General features: G+C 70.5%; 22 protein-coding genes and 1 pseudogene. 10 read left to right on the plus strand and 13 right to left on the minus strand.

The window, feature by feature from the left end:
* Positions 1–477: 477 nt before the first annotated feature.
* On the minus strand, positions 478–1,281 hold the full coding sequence (locus ABZ319_RS02090) for a glutaminyl-peptide cyclotransferase (protein WP_354984435.1): 804 nt from the start codon (positions 1,279–1,281) through the stop codon (positions 478–480).
* Between the two features lie 17 nt (positions 1,282–1,298).
* Between ABZ319_RS02090 and ABZ319_RS02095 the strand changes: the two are divergent.
* Together ABZ319_RS02095 and ABZ319_RS02100 are read left to right on the plus strand one after the other, a co-directional pair.
* A pseudogene (locus tag ABZ319_RS02095) lies at positions 1,299–2,033 on the plus strand (DUF3027 domain-containing protein); the annotation flags it as partial.
* An 864-nt stretch (positions 2,034–2,897) separates the two neighbouring features.
* A complete protein-coding gene (locus ABZ319_RS02100; protein WP_354984540.1) occupies positions 2,898–6,086 on the plus strand; it encodes an ATP-binding protein in 3,189 nt (1,062 codons plus the stop codon).
* 173 nt (positions 6,087–6,259) lie between these two features.
* On the opposite strand, the gene ABZ319_RS02105 is transcribed toward ABZ319_RS02100, so the two are convergent.
* On the minus strand, positions 6,260–6,874 hold the full coding sequence (locus ABZ319_RS02105) for a TetR family transcriptional regulator (RefSeq protein ID WP_354984436.1): 615 nt from the start codon (positions 6,872–6,874) through the stop codon (positions 6,260–6,262).
* Between the two features lie 127 nt (positions 6,875–7,001).
* On the opposite strand from ABZ319_RS02105, the gene ABZ319_RS02110 reads away from it, so the two are divergent.
* Entirely contained in the window at positions 7,002–9,089 is a 2,088-nt protein-coding gene (locus ABZ319_RS02110; protein WP_354984437.1) for a neutral/alkaline ceramidase, read from the plus strand.
* 121 nt (positions 9,090–9,210) lie between these two features.
* Here ABZ319_RS02110 and ABZ319_RS02115 read toward each other — a convergent pair whose 3' ends face one another.
* A complete protein-coding gene (locus ABZ319_RS02115) occupies positions 9,211–9,462 on the minus strand; it encodes a DUF2530 domain-containing protein (protein WP_354984438.1) in 252 nt (83 codons plus the stop codon).
* 303 nt (positions 9,463–9,765) lie between these two features.
* Here ABZ319_RS02115 and ABZ319_RS02120 point away from each other — a divergent pair, with 303 nt between their 5' ends.
* Positions 9,766–10,203, plus strand: coding sequence for a MarR family transcriptional regulator (locus ABZ319_RS02120; RefSeq protein ID WP_354984439.1), 438 nt, complete (start codon positions 9,766–9,768; stop codon positions 10,201–10,203).
* Between the two features lie 54 nt (positions 10,204–10,257).
* Here ABZ319_RS02120 and ABZ319_RS02125 read toward each other — a convergent pair whose 3' ends face one another.
* The 5 genes from ABZ319_RS02125 to pdxH form a co-directional block, all read right to left on the minus strand.
* The gene (locus tag ABZ319_RS02125; RefSeq protein ID WP_354984541.1) at positions 10,258–10,674 is read right to left on the minus strand and encodes a YccF domain-containing protein; all 417 of its coding nucleotides are present in this window, start codon (positions 10,672–10,674) and stop codon (positions 10,258–10,260) included.
* 423 nt (positions 10,675–11,097) lie between these two features.
* Positions 11,098–12,297: a GNAT family N-acetyltransferase gene (locus ABZ319_RS02130; protein WP_354984440.1), complete on the minus strand. Its 1,200-nt coding sequence runs from the start codon at positions 12,295–12,297 to the stop codon at positions 11,098–11,100.
* Positions 12,298–12,441: 144 nt separating this feature from the next.
* Entirely contained in the window at positions 12,442–13,755 is a 1,314-nt protein-coding gene (locus ABZ319_RS02135) for a citrate synthase (protein ID WP_354984441.1), read from the minus strand.
* Between the two features lie 271 nt (positions 13,756–14,026).
* A complete protein-coding gene (locus ABZ319_RS02140) occupies positions 14,027–15,307 on the minus strand; it encodes an MFS transporter (RefSeq protein WP_354984442.1) in 1,281 nt (426 codons plus the stop codon).
* A 229-nt stretch (positions 15,308–15,536) separates the two neighbouring features.
* Positions 15,537–16,262 carry a pyridoxamine 5'-phosphate oxidase gene (pdxH, locus tag ABZ319_RS02145; protein ID WP_354984443.1) on the minus strand — a complete coding sequence of 242 codons (726 nt, stop codon included), beginning with the start codon at positions 16,260–16,262 and terminating at the stop codon, positions 15,537–15,539.
* 100 nt (positions 16,263–16,362) lie between these two features.
* On the opposite strand from pdxH, the gene ABZ319_RS02150 reads away from it, so the two are divergent.
* Complete coding sequence (locus ABZ319_RS02150) at positions 16,363–17,502, plus strand: citrate synthase 2 (protein ID WP_354984444.1); 1,140 nt, start codon at positions 16,363–16,365, stop codon at positions 17,500–17,502.
* 104 nt (positions 17,503–17,606) lie between these two features.
* On the opposite strand, the gene ABZ319_RS02155 is transcribed toward ABZ319_RS02150, so the two are convergent.
* Entirely contained in the window at positions 17,607–18,410 is an 804-nt protein-coding gene (locus ABZ319_RS02155; protein ID WP_354984445.1) for an RDD family protein, read from the minus strand.
* A gap of 290 nt (positions 18,411–18,700) precedes the next feature.
* Here ABZ319_RS02155 and ABZ319_RS02160 point away from each other — a divergent pair, with 290 nt between their 5' ends.
* Positions 18,701–19,576 carry a polysaccharide deacetylase family protein gene (locus ABZ319_RS02160; RefSeq protein WP_354984446.1) on the plus strand — a complete coding sequence of 292 codons (876 nt, stop codon included), beginning with the start codon at positions 18,701–18,703 and terminating at the stop codon, positions 19,574–19,576.
* Between the two features lie 89 nt (positions 19,577–19,665).
* Here the strand turns inward: ABZ319_RS02160 and ABZ319_RS02165 are convergent, their stop codons facing one another.
* A complete protein-coding gene (locus tag ABZ319_RS02165) occupies positions 19,666–20,433 on the minus strand; it encodes a hypothetical protein (protein ID WP_354984447.1) in 768 nt (255 codons plus the stop codon).
* Between the two features lie 133 nt (positions 20,434–20,566).
* Here ABZ319_RS02165 and serC point away from each other — a divergent pair, with 133 nt between their 5' ends.
* From serC to ABZ319_RS02180, 3 genes are all read left to right on the plus strand, one after another.
* Entirely contained in the window at positions 20,567–21,691 is a 1,125-nt protein-coding gene (serC, locus tag ABZ319_RS02170; RefSeq protein ID WP_354984448.1) for a phosphoserine transaminase, read from the plus strand.
* A gap of 213 nt (positions 21,692–21,904) precedes the next feature.
* Positions 21,905–23,068: a septation protein SepH gene (gene sepH, locus ABZ319_RS02175; RefSeq protein WP_354984449.1), complete on the plus strand. Its 1,164-nt coding sequence runs from the start codon at positions 21,905–21,907 to the stop codon at positions 23,066–23,068.
* A gap of 271 nt (positions 23,069–23,339) precedes the next feature.
* Entirely contained in the window at positions 23,340–24,110 is a 771-nt protein-coding gene (locus ABZ319_RS02180; RefSeq protein WP_354984450.1) for a hypothetical protein, read from the plus strand.
* A gap of 133 nt (positions 24,111–24,243) precedes the next feature.
* Here the strand turns inward: ABZ319_RS02180 and ABZ319_RS02185 are convergent, their stop codons facing one another.
* Together ABZ319_RS02185 and ABZ319_RS02190 are read right to left on the minus strand one after the other, a co-directional pair.
* Complete coding sequence (locus ABZ319_RS02185) at positions 24,244–24,474, minus strand: DUF2537 domain-containing protein (protein WP_354984542.1); 231 nt, start codon at positions 24,472–24,474, stop codon at positions 24,244–24,246.
* A 56-nt stretch (positions 24,475–24,530) separates the two neighbouring features.
* Complete coding sequence (locus tag ABZ319_RS02190) at positions 24,531–25,334, minus strand: RNA methyltransferase (protein WP_354984451.1); 804 nt, start codon at positions 25,332–25,334, stop codon at positions 24,531–24,533.
* Between the two features lie 121 nt (positions 25,335–25,455).
* On the opposite strand from ABZ319_RS02190, the gene ABZ319_RS02195 reads away from it, so the two are divergent.
* Positions 25,456–25,818, plus strand: coding sequence for an FKBP-type peptidyl-prolyl cis-trans isomerase (locus tag ABZ319_RS02195; protein WP_354984452.1), 363 nt, complete (start codon positions 25,456–25,458; stop codon positions 25,816–25,818).
* Positions 25,819–25,897: 79 nt separating this feature from the next.
* Here ABZ319_RS02195 and ABZ319_RS02200 read toward each other — a convergent pair whose 3' ends face one another.
* Positions 25,898–26,179, minus strand: coding sequence for a hypothetical protein (locus ABZ319_RS02200; RefSeq protein ID WP_354984543.1), 282 nt, complete (start codon positions 26,177–26,179; stop codon positions 25,898–25,900).
* Positions 26,180–26,204 lie beyond the last annotated feature (25 nt).

Below are 26,204 nucleotides of genomic sequence, written 5' to 3' on the forward strand. Positions count from 1 at the left end.
GCCGCGCGTGCGCCGCCGGGGGCGTCCGGGGTCGGCGGGACGCGCTGGTCCGGGGTATTAGCCGGGGGATAGCGGTCGAAGCCGGGGTGGCGATCGAGGACGGGAGACTCCTCGTCCCCCCACCGACCGGCGTCGGCGTTCGGGTCACGGGGAGTTGGCACGTACCCAATTCTTGCAGTGCCGAGCGACAGCGGCTGCACTACCGCCGGTGCGACCCGCCACAATCGCGACATTCACGCACCGCGTGCCGGGATTTTCCCCGGGGCCGGCGGGAACGAATCGGACCTTGTGCCGGTCCTTCGCATACCGCCGCCCAGCAAGATTCGGGCCTCGTGCCGGAACCGGCGCGCAACGTTCGCCGGCCTGAACGCACCGGCGCCGAGGCCCGCATTCGTTCGCAACCGGTACGAATCGGACCTCGTGTCGGGACCGGCACGCAGCGTCCGCCGGCGCGAACTCACCTTCGCGCCGTGACCGTCACTCGTCCCCGGCCGGTACGAATCGGACCTCGTAGCTGGTGGGCCAGTTCTTGCCGGTGAGCAGGAAGCGGTCGGTGCCGGGCAGGTGGGCGATGCCGTTGAGGACGTCGGTGTCGCGGGTGCGGTCCTGCTTCGGGAGCAGCCCGGAGGCGTCGATGACGTCCAGGACGTCGCCGGTGTCGGGGTCGATGCGGACGATGGTCTCGGTGGGCCAGTCGTTGGCGTAGATCGAACCGTCCGGGGCGCAGTCGAGTTCGTTGATCCGGGTGCCGGAACGGCTGGTCAGGGTGACCGTGCCGGTGGGTTCGAAGGTCACCGGGTCGCGGAAGGTCAGGGTGTCGCTGCCGTTGCTCATGACGATGCGGCCGTCGCGGGTGCACAGGCCCCAGCCCTCGCCGTCGTAGCTGGTGCGGCGGATTTCTGCCAGGGTCGACGGATCGCGGGCGATGGCGATCTCCTCGCGATAGGTGACCTGCCAGAGCAGGTTTCCGGCCCGGGTGATGCCCTCGCCGAACAGCGGTGCGGGCAGATCGGCGCGGGCGAGTTCCCTGCCGGTCGCCAACTCGCTGGTCCGGATGAAGGACCGGCCGGGCAGCCCGGTGCTCTCGTACAGCACGGGGCCGTCCACTTCGAGGCCCTCGGTGAACGCCGCGGTGTCGTGCGGACGGGTCGAGACCACTTCGACACGCAGGCTCGGCGTGTCGCCGGGGTCGGAACATGCGGTGGTCGTGGCGGCCAAGGCCGTGGCGACGGCCACCGCGACCGGGACGCTCGCTACCGGTGCATGACGTTTGCGCTCCATACGGCAAAATGTAGGGCGTGAGCGCGGTTGGAGTTTCGGAGTCCGTTGTACGGCCGATCCTGGCGGAGGCGGTCGATCTGGCTCGCCGTGCGCTCCTGGAGCTGGAGCCGTTCGGCGTGGGCATGCATGTGGGTGTGACGGCCGAGGGTGATTCGGCGGCCACGCATTACTTCGAGGCCACCCTGCCGGGCTATCGGGGCTGGCACTGGGCGGTCGTGGTGGCCGCGCCCCCGGAGGCCGGCCATGTGACGGTGAGCGAATCGGCCCTGCTACCCGGTCCCGAGGCGCTGGTCGCGCCCGACTTCCTGCCGTGGGATCAGCGCATTCGCCCCGGCGATCTGGCCCCCGGCGACCTGCTCGCCCCGCCGCTGGACGATCCGCGCCTGGTGCCCGGATACCTCGCCACCGGCGACCCGGAAATCGACGAGGTCGTGCTCGAACTCGGTTTCGGCCGCACCCAGGTGCTGAGCCGCGTCGGCCGCGAGGACGCCGCCGACCGCTGGTTCTCCGAGTTCGGCCCCGACACCGACATGGCCCGCGCCGCGCCCTCGACCTGTGGCCGCTGCGGCTTCTTCGTGCCCCTCGCCGGCGCCCTGCACGCCGCCTTCGGCGTCTGCGCCAATGCCATGGGCGCGGACGGGCGCGTGGTGCACACCGAATACGGCTGCGGCGCGCATTCGGACACCGAGCTCCCCACCGGCGCGGGCTCCCCGGCCTACGAGGCCTACGACGACGCCGCGGTGGACCTGATCCCCAACAGCGAGTTCCGCCCGGCCGCCGCCCCCGAACCCGGCGAAACCGGTTCGGCCGAAACCGAATCGGCGCGGGTCACGGAGACCGCGCCGGAAGCCGCCGCCGCCGAGGCGGATTCCGCGCCCGCTGCGGACGCCGCCACCGGCGAAACCGCGAGCGGGGGTGTCGACCCGTCCGCGACCGCTGGTGAGTCCGCGAGCGTTGGCGGGCCCGCGAGTGCTGTCGAGTCGGCGAGTGCTGCCGAGTCCGCGAGCGTTGTCGAGACCGCGAGCGTTGGCCAGTCCGCGAGTGCTGGCGAGTCCGCGACCGCTGGCGAAGCCGCGAGCATTGTCGAAACCGCGACCGCCGGCGAGTCGGCAGCCGTCGGCGAGACCGCGACCGCCGCTGAGGTTGTCGCCGGGGCGAGCGCCGAACCCGCAGGGGCCGAGCCCGCCGCGGCGTCCGCCGGCGTCGAATCCGGCCCCGCGCCCGAGGTTCCCGAGTCCGCCGCGGCCGAGCCCGCCCCCGGGCTCTTCGACCTCGATCCCGACTCGGTGACCGATGACGCCTGGGCCGTCGCCGAGGTCAGGGTCGATGCCGAGTCCGCCCCGACCGATTCGGGCGCTACGGCAGAGTAGAACCATCCGTTCGACATCGCGCGCGGTCCGTGTCCCGGGCCGCGCGCGCCGGTTTCCGGGTGCACGCCCGGCCGTGCCGGTAACGTGCGCGGGCCGGACTTCGACGTGAGGCTCAGGCGCGATCGCCCCGTGCGGGCCGGTCGGGACTCGTCGCTCCCGTTCGTGGGGCCGGTCCGCCGGTGGTCGTGCGAGAGTTGCCGCGGTGTGCGCGGTTCGGTGTGACCAGGAGCGGAAGGGGTGCGTGGAGTGAACGGCGACAGGGGAGTGGGGGATCCGTTCGATACCGCTGCGCTGCGGGCCGGGGTGGTGGCCGCGTGGCAGGGGTCGCCGACCCGGTTGCGGGAGGACGCCACGACCGAGGCCGACCTGGTGCGGTCGGGGTATCGGGATCGGCTGCTGACCGAGCTGGCGCAGAACGCCGCCGACGCCGCGGCCAAGGCCGGGGTGCCGGGGCGGGTCGCGGTGTGGCTCGAGGGCCGAGTGCTACATGTCGCCAATACCGGTGTGGGACTCGACATTTCAGGTGTGCACGCGCTGACCGCGTTGCGTGCGTCGAACAAGCTCGGGTCCGAGCCCACGGTGGGCCGGTTCGGGGTGGGCTTCACCGCCGTGCTGACCGTGTCCGAGGAGATCGAATTCCGGTCGCGCGGGGGCTCGGTGCGATTCTCCCGGGCCGAAACCTGGGCGCTGCTGGGCGCGCAGGGCATCGCCATCCCGGAGACCGAGGCGGAGTTCGTGCCGCCCGCGCTGCGGCTGGCCTGGGCGCTCGACGAACGCCCGGCGGTCGGCTTCGACAGCGAGGTGGTGCTGCGCCTGCGCGAGGACGTGGACGCCGCCGCCCTGCTCACCACCATGCGCGCCGAGGCGGTGGATCTGCTGCTGGAGCTACCCGCGCTGGCGAGTATTCGCATCGGCGACCACGAGATCAGCAGCACGGTGACCGAACTCGACGGCGGCCTGCAGGAACTGCGCGTCTCGGGCGCGGACCCGCAGACCGACGCCGACGAACGCCGCTGGTGGCAGTACCGCACCAAACATGCCCGCTGGCTGCTGCCCCTGCGGGCCGGCCGCCCGGTACCCGCGCGCCCCGACGTGCTGCGCGCCCCCACCCGCTCGGACGAGGAGCTCTCCCTCCCCGCGCTGCTCATCGCCGACATCGCCATGCAGCCGGACCGCCGCCGCCTGCTCCCCGGCGCACGCCCGGCCGAATTGGCCACCGGCTACGCCGATTTCGCCCGCGCCCTCCCGCCCGCCGACCGCCTGGTGCTGGTCCCGCCCCCCGCCTTCGCCCGCAGCGAGGCCGACAACCTCCTGCGCGAGGCGCTGATAGCCGAACTGCGCGACCAGGACTGGCTGCCGGTGCTCACCGTGGCCGCCCCCGCCGTGGCCGACCCGGTCTTCGACGTCGACGCCGCCCTGGCCGCCGCTCCGGAGCACCCAGCGACACCCCCCGACGAGTGGGATCGCCGCATCGGCGATGCGCAGCCGGGTGACGAGCCCGTCCCCGGGCAGGCCAACTTGCACACCGCGACTGCCGCCGACGCGGCGAAGGTCGCCGACGATGTGGCTCTCGCCGACGATGCAGGGCTAGCTGGTGATACGGGGCTCGCTGGCAACGCGACGTTCGCAGACGACGCTGTGTTCGATGGTGACGCGGCGCGCGATGGTGACTTCGTCACCGCGGACGACGAGTTCGGGGCCGACTCCTGGTCCGTGGTCAGCGGCGCAGTGCCCTCCGCCCCGACCTCCATCGTCCCGACCGCCGCCGTCGAGAGACCACGACGGGCCAGTGTATTCACGGGCGTGACAAAGGAATTGGCGGCCATGCTCGCCGATATCGTGGGCCCGCTGGTGATTCCGGAACTGTCGGGCCGCGCGGTCGCCGACGCGCTGTCGGTGCTGGACGTGCACCGGCTCGGACTCGCGCGCATCGCGGAGCTCTCGGCGAGCCTGGACCGGGAACCGACCTGGTGGTACTCGTTCTACGACGCCCTCGAACCCTTCGTGCTCGACCCGCTCGCGGTCGAGGAGCTCGGCGCGCTGGCGGTCCCGCTGGCCGACGGGCGGCTCGTGACCGGCCCGCGCACCGTGGTGCTCGACGACCAGATGGAGAGCGCCGCCCCCGTGCACTGGGCGCGCCTGGTGCACCCGGAGGCGGCGCACGAGCTGCTCGGCCGGCTCGGCGCCCGCCCCGCCACCGCCGAGGATCTGCTCAACGACCCGGGCCTGCAGGCGATCCTGGGGGACGATCCGAGCGATCCGGACACCGTCGACGCGGTGCTGAGCCTGGCCGGGCACGCCACCGCCACCCCGGGCGCGTTGCCCACCTGGCTCAGCCTCATCGAATTGCCCTCCGGCACCGGTGAATTGCTGCCCGCGGACGAACTGCTGCTGCCCGGCGCACCCCTGGCGAGCCTGCTCGACGAGGATTCGCCGTTCGGCACCGTCGACCCGGAAACCGTTGCGCGGCACGGCGAGCAGGCGCTGCGCGCGATCGGCGTCGGCTGGGGTTTCACCGTCATCGCCGAAGCCGACCCGACCGGCCCGGACCATCACCTCGACGGCGCCGAGGAATGGTGGGAGGGCCTGGCCGAGGATCCGCCGGAGCTGCGCGCGGTCCGCGACCTCGACCTGGTGGACGAGGACTCGTGGCCGGATGCGCTGCGGCTGTTGCTGTCCGATCCCGACACCCGCCCGCTGCTGGCGGACCGGGCCGGCTACACCGCCTGGTGGTTGCGCCGCTACGCCCATATCGACGGCGTCCCACTGGGTTTCCACCGGCATCCCGACGACACCGACTTCGACGGCCTGCTACCCCGGCTCGACGGTTTCGGTTATCAGGACCTGGTCGTGCTGCGCGCGATCCTGGCCGATCCCGAGGTGATGACCGCGCACCTGGCCGAGGAACTGCTCGACGCGCTCGCCGACCCCGCGAAAACCCCCTCGCCCGAGGCTATTTCGCAAACCCACCGGCGGATGTCCGCGGCCCTGGCCGACGGCACCCTGGACGTGGAGGACCTGGATCCCCCGCAGCGGGTGCGCGCGCTGTCCGGCGCGGTGATCGACGGCGCGGACGCCCTGGTGCTGGATCGCCCGTGGTTCGGCGCGGTGCTGCCACCCGAGCGACTGGTGGCCGGCGACATCGAGCACGCGGAATCCCTTGCCGCCCTGCTGGATCTGCCGCTCGCCTCGCAGGCGGTCACCGCCGAGGTGCTGGGCGAGGGCAGGCACACCGACTGGGCCGCCGAACCGCTGGGCGTGCTGCTGCGCCTGCAATTCGGCGTGACCGCGCCCACCGGTGCGCTGGTGATCCACGACGACCTGCGCGTGCGGCTGAGCGGCGCGTACGAGGCGACGGTGGCGGTCACCCTGTGGCAGGACGGGGATGTGACCCACGCCCAGGCGCAACCGCGCCTGATCACCGGCGGCGCGTAGCCGGTCGCCGGGGGCCGGTGCCGACCGGCCCCCGCTGCGCGGTCGCGGGCGTGCGGTTGCGCCGGAGTCGGAGCAGCGCTCGAACGGCCCGCAAACTGGTCCGGCGCGGACGGCTCCGAAGAGCCGCCCGCGCCGGGATGCGGTGGATGGGCTTGCGGCCCAGGGGAATCGATTCAGGAAGCGTGCGTGCTCACCATGCCGGCGAGCACATCGAGCTGCTCGCGGACCGCGGCGCTGTCATTGTCCACGAGCCAGCGCAGCACGATGCCGTCGATGGTGGCCAGGACGAAGCGGCTGAGCGTGCCGACGGGAACGTTCCACTGGGTGCCGGTGGCTTCGCGGGCATGCTCGATGACATCACCGAGGGTGGAGTCGTTGAACGTGTACTGCTCGCGGGCAATCGCGAGTTTTGCCGGAGTTTGTTCACCTTCGCGAAGTGCGTAGGTAGTCGTTTCGTACGTGAGTAGTTGGCGTTCCGGTGTGGCTTCGATGTTCAACCACATGAGTTCCAGGGCGACGCGCACCAATTTTTGAAGCGCTTCTTTTCCGGTTCCGACGTCTTGCCATACCGTTTCGTTGGCGTCGACGGAATCTCGCAATTCCATCGAAAGCGCCTTGACCAGCTCGGTCATCAGCTGGTCCTTGTTTTCGAAACAGTAATGCACCACACCGAGCGAAACACCGGCAGCCTGCGCCACATCGCGCGTGGTAACTCCTGCCACGCCCTTTTTTTCGGCAAGGCCGATGGCTGCCTCGATAAGGTGGGCCCGTCGTTCTTCGACGCTCAATCGGGAGGACACTCCAGGGAGTTAAGCCTCCGCGAAGCGCCCAGTCAATTCGCGTGCTCGGAAAATCTCGCCTGGACGAATGTCCAGTTGTATGGTTCGCTCGCACCCAGGACGAGAGGAGGCGCGAATGGCGCTGTCGGACAACGGAACGGCCGGGGACGATCGGACCGAGCCGGTTTCGCGTGCGGTGTCGCGCCGGACGGTGCTCGCCGGAGCGGGCGCGGGCGCGGCCGTGCTGGCGGTGGCCGCGAACCTCGCGCTACCGGAGACTGCGGCGCGCGCCGAATCCGGCGAATACCTGGTCGGAGTGGGCATTTCCGACATAACCGGCCCTGCGGCCGAGTGCGGCATGATGGGCTACTCGCAGTTCGGCCAGGACACCGCCGGCATCCATCTGCGCCCCCGCGTGCGCGCGTTCGTCTTCGTCACCGACGGTCAGCGCCTGGCCTACGTCGTCGCCGACAACGGCATGATCTTCCAGTCCGTGCACCGCGGCGTCATGGGGGCGCTGGCCCAGCGCTTCGGCGACCGCTATACCGAGCAGAACGTGGTGCTGACCTCCACGCACTCGCACGCGACCTGCGGCGGAGCGGCCCACGACTACGCCTACAACCTCTCCATCCTCGGCTTCCAGCAGCAGGTGTACGACATCGAGGTGGCCGCGATCGTGGAGGCCATCGCCGCCGCGGACGCCGATCTCGCGCCCGGCACCCTGGAATTGGGCCACGGCGAATTGCACGACGCCAGTGTGAACCGCTCGAAGATCGCCTTCGATCGCAATCCCGAAGCCGACAAGGCGCACTTCCCCAATGGCATCGATCCGAATGTCACCGTGCTCTCGCTGCGCCGCGGCGGCCGCCCGGTCGGCGCGATCACCTGGTTCGCCACCCACAACACCTCGATGAGCAACAAGAACCGGCTCATCAGCGCCGACAACAAGGGTTACGCCTCGTACGCGTTCGAGCACACCGAGCACGGCGTGCGCTATCTCGACGGCGCCGACTTCGTGGCCGCCTTCCCGCAGACCAATCCGGGTGACATCTCCCCGAATCTGAATCTGAGCCCCACCTCCGGGCCGACCGAGGACGAGTTCGAGAACACGCGCATCATCGGCGAGCGCCAGTACCACGCCGGAAAGTCGGCGCTGAGCGCCGCGCGCTCGATCGGGGGCCCGGTCGGCAGCGTGCTCTGCTACATCGACATCGCCGACACCGCGGTGGACGGGCGCTGGACCGACAGCGGCCAGCCCAGGCACACCGCGCCGGCCTGCGCGGGCGTCTCGCTCATCGCGGGCAGCGTGGAGGACGGGCCGGGTCTGCCGGGCGTCCCGATCCCCGAGGGCGTGCGAAACCCGTTCGTGGACGCGCTCGGTGGCGCGAACGCGCCGGTGCCGGGCTGGCTGGCCGACGCGCAGGCGCCCAAGGCGATCGTGGCGCCGCTGGGCCTGATGCCGCCGGTGGCGTGGGTGCCGAGCGTGGTGCCGCTCCAGCTGGTGCGCATCGGAGAGCTCTATCTCGCCTGCGGCGGTGCGGAATTCACGGTCGTGGCCGGCCTGCGTATCCGGCGCACGGTCGCCGAGGCGCTGGGCGTGCCGCTGGAGCGGGTGCTCATGCAGGGCTACGCCAACGCCTATCACGAATACGTCGCCACCCCGGAGGAATACGACGCGCAGCAGTACGAGGGCGGCTCGACCCTGTACGGCCGCTACACCCTTCCGGCCTACCAGCAGGAATTCCACCGGCTGGCAACGGCTTTCGCGCAGAACCAGCCGGTTCCCCGCGGCCCGGCCCCGCGCGACGTCTCCGGCATGCAGCCGAACCTGGTGTCACCCCCCGGACCGGACGCCACCCCCGCAGGCGCGGCCTTCGGCGATGTCCTGACCCAGCCCGCCGGGTCCTACGCGCCGGGCGATCAGGCCTCGGTCGAGTTCGTCTCGGCCCACCCCAAGCACAACCCGCGCCGCAACGGCACGTTCCTCGAGATCCAGCGCGCGACCGGCTCCGGCTGGACCCGCGTGGCCAACGAGGGCGAATGGCCGGTCAAGTTCTTCTGGAGCAAGCGCGACAGCGCGGCGTCGGTGGCCCGCTTCACCTGGGACATCCCCGCCGACACCGCTCCCGGCCGCTACCGTTTCCAGCACTTCGCCGACAACCTGACCTCCGACGGCGCCCTGCACCCTTTCACCGGCGTCAGCGCCGAGTTCGAGGTGCGGTAGGCCTGTCTCGCTGGGTGATTCGCTGCCCGGCGTGACACTCGACCCGGTGATGGCCGGGCTGACTCGCCTGTCGGAGCCCGGCTCCGAGGTGCGGTGAGTTCCCGGGGAGGCGGGCCCGCCCCTACTCCAGGCCGAGCTGGGCGCCCTTGTCGCCGCGGCGGGAGCCGCGGCGCTGGATCGCGAACAGGGTGTAGCCGAGCAGGCCGACGGCCATGCCCATGAGGCAGACCGGGCGGGCGGTGGCCCAGTCGTCGTTCACGTAGACGGCGATGGTCGCGAGCAGGAAGCCGAGACCGCCGATGGCCAGGACCGGGCGCGGATCGGTGAAGCGTGCGGGGATCTCGGGCACGGCGGGCGGCTCGGGCTGGTTCACGGGATCCAGCCTAGAACTTCGCGAGCAGGAAGGCCGGGCGGCCCGCGCCCGGGTGTGCGCCCGGCCGGGCCGGGTGACGGTTCGGCGCACCGGCTCTCGATCCGCTGCCCGGCGACCGGGCAGGGCTGCTGGGAGGGTGCTGGGCGGCGATAGGGGGAGCGCGGCCGGGGCCGGGGCGAGTACGGGGTACCGGTCGGTTCCGCGCCCGTCCGCGCGTACGGGGTCCGGTACGGGGAGAAGGGGTGGAGCGGACCCCCGCGAACCGCCGTCCCGGGCGCGGGTGGTCCCGTATCGTTTGCCTCTGTGACAACGCCTTCCGATATTCGAGCGCTCGCTGGTGAACTCTCACTGGCGGTGGTGCGCTTGACGCGACATCTGCGGGGGAGGCGCGCCGATGCCCAGATTTCGCTGACCCAGCTCTCCGCGCTCGCGACGCTCAATCGCGATGGCGCCATGACCCCCGGCGCCCTGGCCGCCCGGGAGCGGGTGCAGCCGCCGTCGATGACCCGCGTGATCGCCTCGCTGTCGGAAATGGATCTGGTGGAACGCAATCCGCATCCGACCGACGGCCGCCAGATCATCGTGTCGCTGTCCGAGCAGGGCCGCGCTCTCATCGCCGATGAGACCCACGCCCGCGAGGCCTGGATGACCGAGCAGCTGGGCGGGCTGACCCCGGATCAGCTCGCGGTGCTCGAAGAGGCCGTCTCCATCATGAAGACCATCGTCGCCGAATCGGAGTGAGCGAGCGCGCATCGGACCGCGCTCGCCTCGAAACCGCCTCGCGCGCCGCGGGTCTCAGGCGGCGGCGCCCCAGGCCCGGTCGCTGGGCACGATCTCGCGTCCGAGCGGGAACAGCGACACCGGGATCAGCTTGAGATTGGCCCAGGCGAACGGGATTCCGATGATGGTGATCGCGAGCGCGATGCTGGTGAACAGGTGCCCCAGCGCCAGCCACCAGCCGGCCACCACGAGCCACACGATGTTGCCGAGCATCGAGGGCACGCCCGCGCCGGGCTTCTCGACCGCTTCGCGGCCGAAGGGCCACAGCACGAAGGTCGCGATCCGGAAGGACGCGATGCCCCAGGGGATGGTCACGATGAGGATGCAGCAGATGAGTCCGGCGATCACGTAGCCCACCGCCATCCAGAATCCCACCAGGACTAACCACAGGATGTTCAGAATCAGCTGGATCGGCTTCACGCCCTCCAGCATGCCAGCGCGGCCGCGCCCCGACCACCGGGAAAACCCTGATTTATCGGTGGCGGGCGCTGACGGGGGTGGATGGGAAAGCGCGGGGATCACCCGCATCGACTCGAGCCGGAGCGACAGCTCCCCGGCCGCCGTCGCGCGCGGCACGTTCACCGCCGACCCCGTGCGGATGTCACGGGCCTCCGACGGCGAGACGCTGTTCAACAGGACCGGCAGCCCGTTCCGGGCGAAGATCGCCGAGAAGTAGGCGAGCCCGCCGGACCCCGGCGGGGGATCGACCCGGCCGGGAGATCGACCCGGCGGGGGACCCACCCCGGCGGGACGGAACAGCGGGGACGGAAACGGCCGGGCGGCAGTGTCTTTGCCGCCCGGCCGCGCCGCCCCCGGAATCAGTTGCGCTGTGGCACTGCGCCTCCGGCCACCGGATCAGAAGAACCAGCCGAGCTCTGCGTCGCGTTCGGTGCTCAGCGCCCGATCGAACGCGGCCAGCTGCGCACCGTCCTTGGCCTGAATTCGGTTGGCGGCGGCCAGCACCCGGGCGCGGTGCGCGCCGAAGTAGAGGCTGCCGAGGGTGTCGATGCTCAGTTCGATGTCGGCCGGGCGCGTGGTCGGCTCGCATTCGGCCACCCCGTCCCGCACCCGCAGCGCGAAGGCGCCGCCCGCGTCGCGGAACGAATCCTCCACGCCCAGCACCAGATCCAGGTTGCCGCCGTAGGTGCGAGCGGTGAGCGCGGCGGGCACGTCCATGACGCGCAGCCACAGGCCGTCGTAGCGGCCCTTGACGCGCGCCAGGCGCGGATCGGTCACCAGGTGGGGAAGCGGGTCGTCGTCGGTGAGCGAGGCCTCGATCCGGTCGGTCAGATCCAGGCTCAGCAGCACCCGCCACAGCGCGATGTGCGCCTCGGTGGTCACCGCGCGCAATTCCACGACGGTGGTGACGTTCTCGTGTTCGCCCCACTTGCGGCGGTAGAGCGCGTAGCCGTCCGGATGGGTCAGCACGAACAGGGTGGAGGCCCCGTCGCGGTAGCGCTCGGTGTCGGCGAACCAGATATTCCAGTTGGCGTCCGGGCGATCCTGCCCGCCGGGCGTCTGCCGCCGCCAGCGGTCGTACACCGCGCGCAGATGGTCCCTGGACTCGTCCAGCGTCGCCAGCCGTACCCCGCCGGGATCCGGTGTGGTGGGGCGGAATTCGGCCCGGTGCCGGTCGATCGACACCTCGTTCATCGCGGTGGTCGGGCCGTAGCCGAAGCGGCCGTAGATGGTGCCCTCGCTGGCGGTGAAGATGGTCAGCGGCAGGCCCTCGGCCTCGGTGCGCGCGTGCTGCTCGATGTAGAGCGAGCGCAGGATGCCGCGCCGGCGATGGGTGGGCGCGACGGTGACCGCGGAGACGCCGGCCGCCCGCACGGTGTCGCCGCCGGGCACGGTCAGGGTCATGACGCGGTCCACGGTGTGGCCGACGATCTGCCCGTCGTCGACGGCGACGATCGCGCGCTCGATGGGGAAGATGCCGGGGATGTTCTCGATCTCGGGCGGGTCGTAGCGCATGCCGAAGCAGATCTCGGCCAGCTGCACGATCGCGGGGAAGTCCTTCTCGGTGGCAGAGCGCAGGGTGATGTTCGATGCCATGACCGAACCATCCCATGAATTCGGGTCCACTCGCATCGGCTTTTTCCTGAGAATCGCCGGGCGCCCCGTAAAGATCATCGGGAGAACGAAAAACCGCCCCCGGAGATCCGGGGGCGGTTTCGAGTGTTCAGGTCGCCGAGCTCACTACCGCTCGTTGATGCCCACGTAGGGGCGCTCCTCGTAGCCGGTGTAGATCTGGCGCGGGCGGCCGATCTTGAGCGGCTCGGAGTGCATCTCGCGCCAGTGCGCGATCCAGCCGGGCAGGCGGCCCATGGCGAACAGCACGGTGAACATGCGGGTCGGGAAGCCCATCGCGCGGTAGATCACGCCGGTGTAGAAGTCGACGTTCGGGTACAGGCGACGCTCGATGAAGTACTCATCGGTGAGCGCGGCCTCTTCCAGCGCCTTGGCGATATCGAGCAGCTGGTCGTCGCCGCCGATCTTGGCCAGGATGGTGTCCGCGACCTGCTTGACCAGCGCGGCGCGCGGGTCGTAGTTGCGGTAGACGCGGTGCCCGAAGCCCATGAGCTTCACGCCGTCTTCCTTGTTCTTGACCTTGCGTACGAACTCCTTGACGTCGCCGCCGTTCGCCTTGATCTCGTCGAGCATCTCGAGCACGGCCTGGTTCGCGCCGCCGTGCAGCGGGCCCCAGAGCGCGTTGATGCCGCCGGAGACGGAGGTGAACAGGTTGGCGTCGGACGAACCGACAAGGCGCACAGTCGAAGTCGAGCAGTTCTGCTCGTGGTCGGCGTGCAGGATGAGCAGCATGTCCAGGGCCGCGGCGACCTCGGGGTCGACCTCGTACGGCTCGGCCGGGAAGCCGAAGGTCATGCGCAGGAAGTTCTCGACCAGGCTCAGCGAGTTGTCCGGGTACAGGAACGGCTGGCCGACCGACTTCTTGTAGGCGTAGGCCGCGATGGTGGGCAGCTTGGCCAGGAGTCTGATGGTGGACAGCTCGACCTGCTCGGGATCGCGGGGATCGAGCGAGTCCTGGTAGTACGCCGACAGCGCGTTCACCGCGGACGACAGCACCGGCATCGGGTGCGCGTTGCGCGGGAAGCCGTCGAAGAACCGCTTGAGGTCCTCGTGCAGCAGGGTGTGCCGGCGAATGCGGTTGGTGAAGTCGTCCAGCTGGGCCGGGGTCGGCAGCTCGCCGTAGATGAGCAGGTAGCTCACCTCGATGAAGGTCGACTTGCCCGCCAACTGCTCGATCGGGTAGCCGCGGTAGCGCAGGATGCCCGCTTCGCCGTCGATGTAGGTGATGGACGACTTGGTCGCCGCCGTGTTCATGAAGCCGGGGTCGTAGGTCACGAACCCGGTGCTGGCGAGCAGCTTGCCCAGGTCGATCCCGTCGTTGCCCTCGACCGCCTTGGCGACCGTCATGGGGTACTCGCCACCGGGGTAGGACAACACCGGCTTGGCGTCTGCGTCGACGTTGATGATGTTCTCAGCGGGCACGGAAGGATCCCTCTCAGGCTTGAAACCATAGGCATCGGACGCGGATGGCGACGACGCGCTTGGTTCAACGCTAGTCGCTGTCCAGTACGCCCGAGTAATGAGGGTGGTCGATTACTACCTCACAGTCGCTTCGTTCGGACGTGAGGTGCGGTGCGGTCATGTGCTATCCGCATGAACCGCCCCCTCCGCGCGATCGGCCACGTTGATCACAACACCCGGGCGTGTCTCCCGGGCCGCCGGTGAGCGCGCGCGTCGGCCGTGGTCACGGCCATCAGCCACGCACCTCCGAATGGGCCCGGGCCACGCGGTAGCGGATGAAAGCGGGGAAGACCAGGGCGGCCACCACCATGCCGATCACCACCAGCACGCCGCCGCCCGCCGCGGCCGCGGCGGTACCCACGGCGGCTGCCGCGAAACCGTGCGCAACATCACCGATGCGCGGACCGCCCGCGACGACCACGATGAACACACCCTGCAGCCGGCCGCGCATCTCGTCGGTCGCCACCGACTGCAGCATCGTCGTGCGCAGGGCGGCGGAGAACATGTCGACCGCGCCGCCGAAGGCCAGGCAGGCGAAGGCGATCCAGAGGGCGACCGTGACGGTGAGGCCGTGCCCCGCCGCCCCGACGGCCACGCCGAAACCGACCATGGCCAGCCCCCAGAGCACGATCAGCCACACGACCGCCAGGCCCTGGCGCCGGATGCGGGTGAGCCAGCCGGAGAACACCCCGCCCAGCACCGCGCCCACCGACATGGCCGCGAACAGCAGCCCCAGGGCGTGCCCGCTGGTCTCGGTGTCCCCGAAACTGTCCTGCGCCATCTCCGGGAACAGCGCGCGCGGCATGCCGAACACCATGGCGACCACGTCGACGGCGAAGGAGGCCAGCAGGATTCGCTGCGTCGCCAGGTAGACGAACCCGTCCGCGACCTCGCGCAACCCGGCGCGCCTGGCCTCGCCGGTGGGCGGAATGGGCGGCAGCTTCCAGGTGGCCCACAGCGTGGCCAGCAGCGCCAGGGCGTCGAGCAGATACAGCGTGGCCAGCCCGCTGAGCGGAATCATCATGCCCGCCATGACCGGTCCGGCGATGGCGCCGAACTGCATGACCGTCATGGACAGCGAATTGGCCGCGGGCAGTTGCGCTTCGGGCAGCAGCCGGGGATAGATGGCGGCGCGGGCGGGCTGATTGACCGCGAAGAACGCCTGCTGCACCGAGAACAGGCCCAGGATCAGCCACACGTTGTTCAGCTCGGCCGCGGCCTGCGCCCAGAACGCCAGCGCGGTGAGGCCGGTGCCCGCGCCCGTGATGAGCAGCAGTTTGCGCCGGTCCATCACATCGGCCAGCGCCCCGCCCCAGAGGCCGAAGACCACGAGCGGCACCAGGCCGAAGAGCCCGGCAAGGCCCACATACGAGGAGTTGTGCGTGATGTCGTAGAGCTGCTTGGGCACCGCGACCACCGACAGCTGCGCGCCGATGACCGTGACCACGCCGGTGGTCCACAACCGGCGGAAGTCCGGGTTCTTCAGGGGGGTGATGTCGGCGAGCAGCTTCACCGGCGTGAGGTTAGCGGCGAAAAACCCCAGCTGCCTAGGGGTTTAGGTAGAAACATCCCATCATTTGGACGTGATTCATCCCACGAGTTTTTACCTTGTCGGACGACGTCGTCGATGCGGTTGTGCGGCAGTGCCGTTCGGGCGCGCGCACGGGTGACCCGGCGGGCGCCGCGCACCGTTCAGCCCCCGTGACCCGGGACGGGACGCGAGGGTGGCCGTCCGCCCCCGGTCACGGCTGCAATCGCTCCACCTTCATGGCCGCGACATCGGTGTTGCCCGGCTCCAGGGTGACCCGCAACCGGTTGTGCATCCGGCTGCGCCGCCCCTGCCAGAACTCCAGGTACTCCGGCCGCAGCTGGAACCCGCCCCACTGCGGCGGCACCGGAATCGACTCGACGTCCTCGAAGCGGGCCTCGGTGTCGGTCAGCTGCCGATCCAGCTCCGCGCGCGAGGGCACGGTCCGCGACTGCCGCGACGCCCACGCCCCCAGCTGCGAGCCGCGCGGGCGCGACCGCCAGTAGACCTCGGTCACCTCCGGCGCGACCCGGTGCACCGGACCGCGCACCGTCACCTGCCTGCCCAGCGCGGGCCAGGCGAAGGTGGCCGACGCGTACGGGGTCGCCAGCAGCTGGCGGCCCTTGGCGGAGTCGTAATTGGTGTAAAAAGTCACACCCTCGGGCGAGAGCCCCTTGCACAGCACGGTCCGCGAGGCCGGTCGCGGACCCGTCTCGGCGAGCTCGACCGTCGCCAGCACCATGGCGTTGGGATCGACCACCCCGGCCTCGGTCGCGTGCTCGATCCAATTGCGCAGCAACGGTTCCCAGCCGTGCGCCAGCCAGCTCTCGTCGAGGTCGGTATCGCGGCCCGGATGGTTGCTTCCGGCGTCCACGCCGTACTCCACCCGCAGGGCCGAGAGGTCGAGGTCGGGAGTGGCGTAATTCTCCTGGTCGGGCATGGGCCAGAGGTTACTCCGGAGTAATGCGCGCGTTAAGGTCTAGGAGATCGGCGTGGCCGCCCAGAGACCGGGCGGCCCGACTTGCAAGGAGAGTCACAACATGACTGCCAGCGCTGCGGCCAGCCCTGTCATCCCAGCTGATTTCGTCAGCGGCCTCGAAGGCGTGGTGGCGTTCACCACCGACATCGCCGAACCGGACAAGGATGGCGGCGCGCTGCGCTACCGCGGCGTGGACATCGAGGACCTGGTCGCGAACCGGGTCACCTTCGGTGATGTGTGGTCGCTCCTGGTCGACGGCGAGTTCGGCCACGGCCTGCCGCCCGCCGAGCCCTTCCCGCTGCCGATCCACACCGGCGACGTGCGCGTCGACGTGCAGGCCGGCCTGGCCATGCTCGCTCCGATCTGGGGTTACCAGCCGCTGCTGGACATCGACGACGACACCGCCCGCGACAACCTCGCGCGCGCCTCGGTCATGGCGCTGTCCTATGTCGCGCAGTCCGCGCGCGGCATCTACCAGCCCGCCGTGCCGCAGAAGCAGATCGACGAGTGCACCACCATCACCGAGCGGTTCATGACCCGCTGGAAGGGTGACCCGGACCCCAAGCACACCGAGGCCATCGACGCCTACTGGGTCTCGGCCGCCGAGCACGGCATGAACGCCTCCACCTTCACCGCCCGCGTCATCGCCTCCACCGGCGCCGACGTGGCCGCCTCGCTGTCCGGGGCCATCGGCGCGATGTCCGGCCCGCTGCACGGCGGCGCGCCCGCCCGCGTGCTCCCGATGATCGAGGCCGTCGAGAAGTCCGGCGATGCGCGGGCACTGGTCAAGGGCATCCTGGACCGCAAGGAAAAGCTGATGGGCTTCGGCCACCGGGTCTACCGGGCCGAGGACCCGCGCGCCCGCGTGCTGCGCGCCACCGCCCAGCGCCTGGACGCCCCGCGCTTCGAGGTCGCCGCCGCGCTGGAGCAGGCCGCCCTGGCCGAGCTACGCGAGCGCCGCCCCGATCGCGCCATCGAGACCAATGTCGAGTTCTGGGCCGCGGTCATCCTGGACTTCGCCGAGGTCCCGGCGCACATGATGCCCGCGATGTTCACCTGCGGCCGCACCGCCGGCTGGTGTGCGCACATCCTGGAGCAGAAGAAGCTCGGCAAGCTCGTCCGCCCGGCCGCCATCTACACCGGCCCGGCCCCGCGCCTGCCCGAGACCGTGGTCGGCTGGGAGACCGTCGTTCGCAAGTGAGTCACCGGTAAGTACCCGGGACGCAATGACATTCGCGGCTCGCAGCGGGATTCCGCTGCGAGCCGCGAGTCTGTGTTCAGGGGGATTGCCGGGTGGTCCCCGGATTACTGGGTCTTCACCACGATGCTCTTGACGATTTTGTCACCGAACGTCTGCTTCTTGTCGTCCCACAGCGGCCACAGGAAGCCCAGGTAGCACGGCAGCGCGTCGAGGATGTGGGCGAAGCGGCGGCCGATGGCAGCCCCGGCGCCGAGCAGCTGACCGTCGGCCTCGCGAATCACGCGCAGCTTGAGGGCCTTCTTGCCGGGAGTCTGGCCGGAGGTGCCTTCCAGATAGCCCTGGAAGAGCATGCCCGCGATACTCGCGCCGATCGACAGCAGGAGCAGCACCAGTCCGATGGCGGACAGGCCGCCGCCGGTGCAGGGTTCGTAGCTCGTGCTGTCGAAGTCGCAGCTGAGCGGCTCGGTGAACGCGGCGCGCGCGATGACGTTCAGCAGCGCGCCCGGCAGCCCGAAGATGATCGCGTCGATCAGGAACGCGCCGACGCGAGAGCCCCAGTCGGCCAGGGCGCCCTGCGGTGCGCCGTAGGGCGAGTACCCGGGTTGCGGTGCGCCGTAAGCGGGTTGCTGGGGAGCGCCGTACCCCGGCTGCGCCCCGTAGGCGGGTTGCTGGGGAGCGCCGTATCCGGGCTGGGGTGCGCCGTATGCGGGCTGCTGCGGCGCCCCGTACCCCGGCTGCGGCGCCCCGTATCCGGGTTGCGGTGCGCCGTAACCCGGTTGGGGCTGCTGCTGCGGGTAGCCGCCGTATCCCGGCTGCGCGTCGTAGCCGGGCGCGCCCTGCTGCGGGGGGTAGGAGAATCCGCCGGGCTGCTGAGGCTGCTGCGGATAGGGGTTGTTCGGGTAGGTCAATGTAAATCCTTGTGCGAAGAACGAATCAGCCGTGCGGCCGTACCGTGCGGCAGTTGCCGCTGATTGGCTCGGCCACCTGGCGACCCAACCGGTCACAGTCTGGTATACGACGGCCCCGCCTGCGCGCCGGGGCTGGTCGGATGTGAGAAAAGCCGCCCCGGAACCGCATTCGCGCGCCCCGGAACCGCATTCGCGCAGCACGGTGGCGAATCGGTTGCCGGTGAGCGACATCTGGAAAAACGCTGATTCCGGCGCTGGCCACCGGGTTTGTATTCGCATAACCTGCATCGGTGCTGGACCACCGATTGCCGCGTCGCGGTTTCCTGGCCGCGGGCGCGGCCCTGGCTGCCGGACTCGTGACCGCCGGCTGCGGTGTGGCGAACGGTAATTCGTCCGACCACATTCTCGAATCCGAACCCAACCCCGCCGATCCGCGGCTGGTGCCCGCGAGTCTGCCGGTCACCCTGACCGACGGCGGCACCGCCGCGGTCGTGGCCAAGTACGCCGGGCACAAGCCGAGCCAATGGGGCGCGGACCTGTCCGGGGTCCGCACCTCCTTCGCGGCGCAGGGCAAACAGTTCGCGCTGACCCTGGACGCCTGCGGCGGCCCGGGCAACAACGACATCGACGAGAATCTGCTGAGTCTGCTCATCGCGCAGCGGATTCCGGCCACGCTGTTCCTCAACAAGCGCTGGATCGACGCCAACCCGGCGCGCGCCGAGCAGCTGGCGGGCAACCCGCTGTTCGAGCTGGCCAATCACGGCGTCGCGCACAAGCCGCTCTCGGTGAACGGCCGCGCCGCCTACGAGATCAAGGGCACCGCCTCCGTACAGGAGGCGGTGGACGAGGTGTGGCTCAACCACGAGCGCCTGACCGCCGTCTCCGGCCGCGCCCCGCGCTTCTTCCGGCCCGGCACCGCGCACTACGACGATCTGGGCGTCTCGATCGTGCAGGACCTGGGGGAGACCCCGATCGGCTACACGATCAACGCGGACTACGGCGCCACCGCCACCGCCGCCCAGGTGCAGGCCGGCCTACTGGCCGCCAAACCCGGCGGCATCGCCCTGGCCCACATGCACCGCCCGCGCTCGGGGACGGCCGCCGGGCTATTCGGCGCCCTGCCCGCGCTGCGCGACAAGGGTTTCCAGTTCACCCATCTGCCGTAGCCGAAAGGGCGCCGGTCCGTGTCCGGCCGTGCGGCCGAGCGCCGATGCGGATAGCGCTCGCGCACAGTCGTTCCCGCCGGGCGGGCCGCTCAGCGCGGGAGCGCCCGTGAGACGGCCCAGTCCACCGCTACCGATTCGCCGCGGTCCACGGTGAAGAAGGCGACCTCCAGCCGCCCGCCCAGGTCGATCAGCTCCAGTGCGGCCAGCGGCACCGGCGTGGTGAGCCGTACCCGCCACGGACCGGGCTCGTCCCACGCCCGCAGTTCCAGATCCAGGCGCAGCACCGGATCCTCGCGCCCGGAGTAGTCGGCCGCGACCGGGCTCGCGGTCAGTACCACGGCCCGTGCCCGGCGGCCGTCGCTCAGGATCTTGGCGATGTTGGCGCGGGCGGACTCGCCGGGCGCGGGCACGTAGACCACCACCCGGTGCGGGTCGCCGGGGTCGACGCGGCACGCGACCGTGTCCCCGGGCTGGGTCCACTCCAGATCGGCGGCGGTCATCCGCTGGCGGACCCGGGTCTCGTAGGGATGGCGGCCGGACAGGCGCACCCGGACCCGGATCTCGTGCCGATCGCCCGCGCCGGGGGAGTCGGGGCCGGGTGCTCGCACGCTCAACACGGTCGCGATGCCCTCGCTGCCGTGCAGTAGCAGTTCCCGGCGCGCGGCCTCGTCGAGATCGGGCCCGCGCCGGGCGAGACCGCGGGAGCCGAATTGGGTGGACAGCCGCGTCAGAAATCCGCCCCGGCGCTGTCCGCTCGATGATGCCGTCAGGCTATAACCTTGTGGCCCAGCCGAATTCGCGAGCGCGTCGGACTCGGCGGCGGTGGCTCCTGATCTCCCGTGCTCGGCCGTGTTCATGGCAGTGAACCGTAACGGCTGTGTGGCTCGCACCACAGCGATACTCGCCGGTTGCCCGGGGGCGGCCGCCGATCCCTCCGCGGGGCCCACCCACTCGATTCACCCGGCACCGGCAGGCTTTAGTCTTGTCGCCATGACCTCTGCGTTCCCGACCATCCCCGACGATCTCAAGCCCGCCGACGGACGGTTCGGCTGCGGACCCTCCAAGGTGCGTCCCGAACAGCTGCAGTCCCTGGTGGATACCGGCGCCTCGGTGTTCGGTACCTCGCACCGGCAGAAGCCGGTCAAGGACGTGGTGGCCCGGGTGCGTTCCGGCCTGCGCGAATTGTTCGCCCTGCCCGACGGTTACGAGGTCGTGCTCGGCAACGGCGGCACCACCGCGTTCTGGGACGCCGCCGCCTTCGGCCTGATCCGCGAGAAGTCGCTGCACCTGACCAACGGCGAGTTCTCCTCGAAGTTCGCCTCGGTCGCCAAGGCCAACCCCTTCATCGGCGACCCGATCGTGGTCAAGGCCGAGCCGGGCAGCGCGCCCGAGCCGACCTCCGATCCCTCGGTCGACCTCATCGGCTGGGCGCACAACGAGACCTCGACCGGTGTCGCCATCCCGGTCTCGCGTCCCGCGGGCTCGGAGAACGCGCTCATCGCCATCGACGCCACCTCCGGCGCGGGCGGTCTGCCGGTGAACATCGCCGATTCCGACGTGTACTACTTCGCGCCGCAGAAGTGCTTCGCCTCGGACGGCGGCCTGTGGATCGCGCTCATGAGCCCGGCCGCGCTGGCGCGCGTGGAAGAGATCAAGAACTCGGGTCGCTTCACCCCCGAATTCCTGTCGCTGCCCATCGCGATCGACAACAGCACCAAGGACCAGACCTACAACACCCCGGCGCTCGCGACGCTGTTGCTGTTCGCCAACCAGATCGAGTGGATGAACGGCAACGGCGGCCTGGACTGGGCCGTGAAGCGCACCGCCGATTCCTCCTCGCGGCTGTACTCGTGGGCCGAGACCAGCGAATACGCGACCCCGTTCGTCGCCAACCCGGATCACCGCTCGCAGGTTGTCGGCACCATCGACTTCGCCGAGTCGGTCGATGCCGCACAGGTTGCGAAGGTGCTGCGCGCCAACGGAATCGTCGACACCGAGCCGTACCGTAAGCTGGGCCGTAACCAGCTGCGCGTCGGCATGTTCCCGGCCATCGACCCCGAGGACGTGTCGCAGCTGACCCGCAGCATCGATTGGGTCGTCGAAAACATCGGCTGATACCCGTGATTCGGTGCCCCGCCGCTCCGAGCGGAGGGTGCCGAAAGAGACACCATATGCGGCGCGAGAGTCTGGCGACAGATTTTCGCGCCGCGTGTCTTGCCCCACGAATCACAGAAGTGCACTACTGTTCCAGAACGTGGGCGGTGTCGCGAGCCTGTCAGCTGTTTATAGAAGCAGCACTGTGCTAGATGCAGTGACAAGGAGGTAACGGTGCGTGAACTTCGAGTAATCGGATTGACGCCCGATTCCACACACATCGTGTGCATCGATACCGAGAGCGGTCAGAAGTACCGCCTCGCCGCCGACGACAAACTGCGCGCCGCTGCCCGCGGAGATCTTGCCCGGTTCGGACAAATCGAGATCGAAACGGAAGCCACGATGCGCCCACGCGATATCCAGGCTCGAATCCGTGCCGGTGCCTCGGTGGAGCAGGTCACCGAAGAGTCCGGCATGCCCGCGAGCAGAGTGGAGCGTTTCGCGTACCCCGTACTGCTCGAACGCGCCCGTGCCGCCGAACTGGCGCAGAAGGCCCATCCCGTCCGCAACGACGGCCCGGCCATCGAAACCCTGATCGAGATCGTCTCCGCGGCGTTCGCCGAGCGCGGCCACAATATCGAGGTCGCCGAGTGGGATGCCTGGAAGGACGAGAAGGGCTACTGGGTCGCCCAATTGCAGTGGCAGGCCGGACGTTCGGTCATCGCCGCGCACTGGCGCTACCAGCCCGACGCGCACGGCGGCTCGGTGGTGCCGCTCGATGATCCGGCCGCCGACCTGATCGACCCCGACTTCGGCCGCGCCCTGCGCGGCCTGGCCACCATCCTGCCGGACCAGACCGCGTCCGCCGTGGTCGAGACCGTGTCCGCCCCCGCCCCGCGCGAGGAAAGGGCCGAGTACGAGCCCGCGTCGGCCCGGGCGGCCGGCCAGCAGGATCTGGACGGCTACTACGAGCAGCGCGCAGCCGTCGGCGACGGCACCGTGCCCGCGGTGACGGCGGCCGCCCCGGCGCCCGCGCCGATCGCCCCCACCGCCCCGGCGACCCCGAATCCGCCCGCCGCACCGGCGCATTCGGCTCCGGTGCACACCGCGCCCGCACATACGGCGCCCACGCACACCGCGCCCGCTCACCAGGCGCCCGCACAACCGGCCCCGGAGCCCGTCGCTCCGGCCGCCCCCGCTCCGGCGCCCGCGGCCCCGCCCGCCGAGCCCGCGCCCGCCCCGGCCGCCGCCGCGGCATCCTCGACTCCGGCCGCGAGCGCGGACAAGCCGGCGGCCAAACCCGCCGCGCCCAAGCAGAACCGCGCCAAGCGTGGCGGCAAAGCGCCCATGCCGTCCTGGGAGGACGTGCTGCTGGGCGTGCGCAGCTCGGGTCACTGAGTTCGCGCGACACCGAAGGACACCCGGTCACGGCCGGGTCGCCGCGGTCGCTGCCCGCGGCGGCCGCCCGGCCGTTCTCGTTCGGTCGGCCGCCGAGTTCGCCGCGCCGGTAACAACGTTGGGCAACGGCGACAATTCGGCCGCCGGTGCGGGTAGATTTTGACGTGGTGGCGGTGGTTGCCGGGTTGACTCCACGCCGACGCCGACAACGGCCACCGGGTGTTGCTCAAGAGTTGCCAACTTGGGTCGCAACAATCGGGAGGTGCCGTAAGTGCCGTCCACAGTCTCTTCGCTCTGGTACGTCGATGCACCCGACCCCGCCGCCGTGCTCCGCGCACACCCCGGGCCCGATCCCGAGGCGGCGCTGGCCCTGGCCAGACAGCTCAACCCCGACCGCGACGTGGTGCCCGCCGCAGCCGGCACCATGAAGGTCTGGGGCGGACCGGATCCGGAATCGACGTACATAGGCTGCTATCCCGGCGTCACCGTCGTGTGCTCGGCGCAGGCCGCGCTGCCCCGGCCCACGGCCCTGCCCGAACTGCTGGTCCGCCCGCTCGCCTCCGAGCACACCTACCTCGTCTCCTACGACCTTTCCCTGGGCTGGGGCGCTTTCGCGTACTGGGAGCGCGGGGAGTTCCGGCGCTCGTTCAGCGCCAGCCGCGTCAACATCCTGGAGGACGAGGGCATGCCGATGGTCTGGGAGCGGCCGTACTGGGCGGGGGAGCACCCTATCGCGCTCGCGCCGGGCGTGCTGCCGGATCCCCAGCTGCTGCCCTTCGACCCACCCGATTTCGCGGACGCGGCCAACGGGCTCTGGCTCGGTTTCCGCTATCGCGGGCCGCTCGCGAGTCCCGGCGCCACCGAGGCGGGTGCCGCGGAGCCGCTGACCTCCGATCAGATCCAGGTGTGCGGCTTCTCGCTCTTCCCCAAGGGGCGGGCGCCCGCCGCCGATCCCGGACCCGAGCCGATCGCGGAGCACAACGGCAGACGCGGGCTGCTGGGCTGGCTGCGCGGCGGGCGCGATCGGCACCATGTGTCCTAGCCCGGCGCCGGTGGGGCACACCGGATCGCGTGCGCCGGCACGGCGATCACCGTCCCGGCGGGCCGAACGTCCGTACCCGGCGGGCCGAACGTCCGCCCGGACGGGCCGAACGTCCGAGTGGCGGGTGGATCGCCTAGGCCAGCAGGGCGATCCAGCCCAGCAGCACGCCGGTGGCCAGGCCCGCGATGACCCAGCGCGTCACCGGCTGGAACCGCCAGCGCCAGGCGGTCGGGGCCACGCCGCCGACAGCGATCAGATTCACCAGTGCCGCCAGCAGCGGATGGATCTCGGCCAGGGCCGTGCCGAAGGAGTACACCCCCGCCGCGGTCAGCGCCGCCACCAGCACGCTGACCGGTACGCCCATCGCCCACGGGGTGGGTTCGGAGTAGCCGTAGCCGTAGGGTCCGTCCGGGGGATAGCTCACTGAGTTCGCACTCTCTCGTAGAAGGCCATGGCGGCCGCGGTCGCCACATTGAGCGAATCGGTGCCCGGGGTCATGGGGATGCGCGCGCGAATATCGCTGGCGCCCATGGTCTCCGCGGTCAGGCCGGGGCCTTCGGCGCCGAGCAGCAGCGCCACCCGCTCGCCGGTCATGGCGGTGGCGAGGTTGCTCGCCGCGGGATCCGGCGTGAGCGCGATGATCTGAAAACCTCTCTCGCGCAACACGTCCAGGCCCTGGGGCAACGGCGGCAGCGGGGCGAAGGGTATGCGCAACACATGGCCCATGGACACCCGCACCGAGCGCCGGTACAGCGGATCCGAGCACCGGTCGCCGAACAGCACCGCGTCCGCGCCGAGGCCGGCGGCGTTGCGGAAGATCGAGCCGATGTTCTCGTGGTCGTTCACGCCCTCCAGGACGGCGACCGTGCGCGCGCCGTCGAGCACCTCGGCGGCGGTGAGCGCGGGCGGGCGGCGGGCGACTGCGAGCACGCCCCGATTCAAATGGAATCCGACGATCTCCGCCATCACCTGCGCGCTCGCCCGGTAGTACGGCACGTCGAGATCGCGCAGCGGCTCGGCCAGCACCTCGTGCTTGCGGGCGACCCCGAGCAGTGCGATCGGCGTGAACCGCGACGTCAGCATGCGTTCCACGACCACGGTGCCCTCGGCGACGACCAAACCGCGCCCGCCCGGCAGATCCGGTCGCCGGTCCGCGTTGGCGAGATCGCGGAAGTCGTCGGCGCGCGGGTCGCTGGGGTCCTCGATATCGATCACGTCGGCCACGATCGTCCATATTGCCGCTGTGCCCGCCCGGCCCCGCGCGCGGTGCCTGATTACGGGGTGGCGACGCGCCAAGGCATAAGGTGATCAACGATCCCGATCCCCTAATCGAAGAGGACAACCCATGAGCAAGCCCGAAATCGAATTCCAGGAGGGCGACGCCCCCACCACGCTGGTGATCAAGGACCTGGTCGTGGGCGAGGGCGCCGAGGCCACCCCCGGTGCCACGGTCGACGTGCACTACGTGGGCGTCGAGTTCGCCAGCGGCGAGGAGTTCGATTCGTCCTGGAACCGTGGCGAGTCCATCACCTTCCCGCTGCGCGGCCTGATCCAGGGCTGGCAGGAAGGCATTCCGGGCATGAAGGTCGGCGGCCGCCGGCAGCTGACCATCCCGCCGGAGCTGGCCTACGGCAAGGCCGGCGCGGGTCACCACCTGTCGGGCAAGACCCTGGTCTTCGTCATCGACCTGCTGGACGTGCTGAGCTGACCTCGAGCTCGTCGCACGATCGCGCCCGCCTCGCTGTTCGCGAGGCGGGCGCCGTGTTTCGAGCGGGGCCCCGGCGTCCTCAGCCGACGATCGTGTTCATGATCGTGCCGGCGCTGGTGGCCGTCGCGCCGCCGATCATGGCGTTGGCGACCATCTTCGGCGAGCCGGCGCCGCCGCCCCACTTCTCCCAGGCGAACTTGCCGCCGCCGTAGGTGATGGCGGCGATGCCGGACATCTGGGTGAACCAGGTGAAGTAGCGGAACATCTTCATCATCTTGTCCGCCATGGGCGGGGTTTCCGCCGTGGGATTGCCGATTTGGGCCAGGACCGTGCTGTACATGTCGTGCGCGGCCAGCATCATGCTCACGATCGTTTCCTCTCCGGTA

This window comes from Nocardia sp. NPDC005978, assembly GCF_040614455.1.
Lineage (GTDB): Bacteria > Actinomycetota > Actinomycetes > Mycobacteriales > Mycobacteriaceae > Nocardia.

Coding starts and splice junctions, on each gene's coding strand:
- ABZ319_RS02110 (WP_354984437.1), top strand. CDS start 7,002: ATGGCGCTGTCGGACAACGGAACGGCCGGGGACGATCGGACCGAGCCG.
- ABZ319_RS02165 (WP_354984447.1), bottom strand. CDS start 20,433: ATGAACACGGCCGAGCACGGGAGATCAGGAGCCACCGCCGCCGAGTCC.
- ABZ319_RS02185 (WP_354984542.1), bottom strand. CDS start 24,474: ATGGGCGTACCGGTCAGCGTGCTGGTGGCGGCGCTGACCGCGGCGGGG.
- pdxH (WP_354984443.1), bottom strand. CDS start 16,262: ATGCCCGACCAGGAGAATTACGCCACTCCCGACCTCGACCTCTCGGCC.
- ABZ319_RS02090 (WP_354984435.1), bottom strand. CDS start 1,281: ATGGAGCGCAAACGTCATGCACCGGTAGCGAGCGTCCCGGTCGCGGTG.
- ABZ319_RS02150 (WP_354984444.1), top strand. CDS start 16,363: ATGACTGCCAGCGCTGCGGCCAGCCCTGTCATCCCAGCTGATTTCGTC.
- ABZ319_RS02125 (WP_354984541.1), bottom strand. CDS start 10,674: ATGCTGGAGGGCGTGAAGCCGATCCAGCTGATTCTGAACATCCTGTGG.
- serC (WP_354984448.1), top strand. CDS start 20,567: ATGACCTCTGCGTTCCCGACCATCCCCGACGATCTCAAGCCCGCCGAC.
- ABZ319_RS02195 (WP_354984452.1), top strand. CDS start 25,456: ATGAGCAAGCCCGAAATCGAATTCCAGGAGGGCGACGCCCCCACCACG.
- ABZ319_RS02200 (WP_354984543.1), bottom strand. CDS start 26,179: ATGATGCTGGCCGCGCACGACATGTACAGCACGGTCCTGGCCCAAATC.
- ABZ319_RS02130 (WP_354984440.1), bottom strand. CDS start 12,297: ATGGCATCGAACATCACCCTGCGCTCTGCCACCGAGAAGGACTTCCCC.